Below are 1,066 nucleotides of genomic sequence, written 5' to 3' on the forward strand. Positions count from 1 at the left end.
GTTGAAAAATCTTTGTATTCGTTTGAAATTAGAATCAATTTTTGCCTTACTATATAAAATTGTTGCTAGCTCTGACAAATTCACTGTCTTCACTATGAACAATCCCAATAATAAATTCGTCAATACAGTTAATCTTGACTTGTTCCAATTAAAATATTGACCTAAAATGTTATGCAGCTCGCATATGTGTTTCATAGYACCTCTAGAGTGGTTTCTGAAGTATTATGTCACATATCGCGAGTTTTTTTACATTTTCAAAAAAAATTGTCCTGTACAGAGGGTTATAGAAACTTTTCCGACTCTGTCCAAAATTCCCGGCTCGATATGCAGTTATAATTTTTACAAAACATCCAGGTTATTCGATTGTATGGAATGGAATAGAGATTTGGCAACGCTATAGCCATTTATTTTCTTCAAATAATTTTGTTTTAGATTTATTCCAGCTTACAGCACAATTGTTTTAATTAATAAACGAGCAACGTTAAAAGTTATAGAAGATAACCTAGACTTGTTTCAAAAGCATTCTAATTCAAACCAAAACGCCGCAGAATTCTTAAAAGAAGTTTGTTGTCCTAAAGACAGAGACTACATGATTCGTTATAACATAACTTTGCTGGGCATTTTGCTTGGTTACGGAAGAAACAACTCCATAGCCTTCTCTAAAAGAGGCTATCTTCAAAAATTAGAAGGATTTCAACTATACAACGCTAATCAATCTTTAAACGCCTTTGTGAATCCTGGATTTTTTTATCATCAATAATGGAACGAATGAAGAAGAAAACGAAGAAATTAGGCAAACGCTTCAGATAGCTAAAAAAATATGGAAGCGGCCTTTAAAAAAGACCACTATCTCGAAAGTTTTATAACTCTATTTACTCGTTTATTCTCATGTGATTTTTTAAAGGCGCTTATTTTACCTTACTGAATTTTCGCTGATTTGTCCTTAAAGAGACTTATGCTTGAGATTTTTAAATGTAAGTACAGAGAAGTTTTAAACAAGAGATTTATTTACCAAGGCATTTTATATACTGTCTATTTTAAGAGTTTTGATAGCCTCATCAGAAAT

General features: G+C 31.6%; 1 protein-coding gene. It reads left to right on the top strand.

Annotation, left to right across the window (positions count from 1 at the left end):
- Positions 1-508: 508 nt before the first annotated feature.
- Positions 509-760, top strand: coding sequence for a hypothetical protein (locus TY19_RS11780; protein ID WP_052354762.1), 252 nt, complete (start codon positions 509-511; stop codon positions 758-760).
- Positions 761-1,066 lie beyond the last annotated feature (306 nt).

The organism is Candidatus Protochlamydia sp. R18, from assembly GCF_000648255.1.
In the GTDB taxonomy this organism is placed as follows: domain Bacteria; phylum Chlamydiota; class Chlamydiia; order Chlamydiales; family Parachlamydiaceae; genus Protochlamydia; species Protochlamydia amoebophila.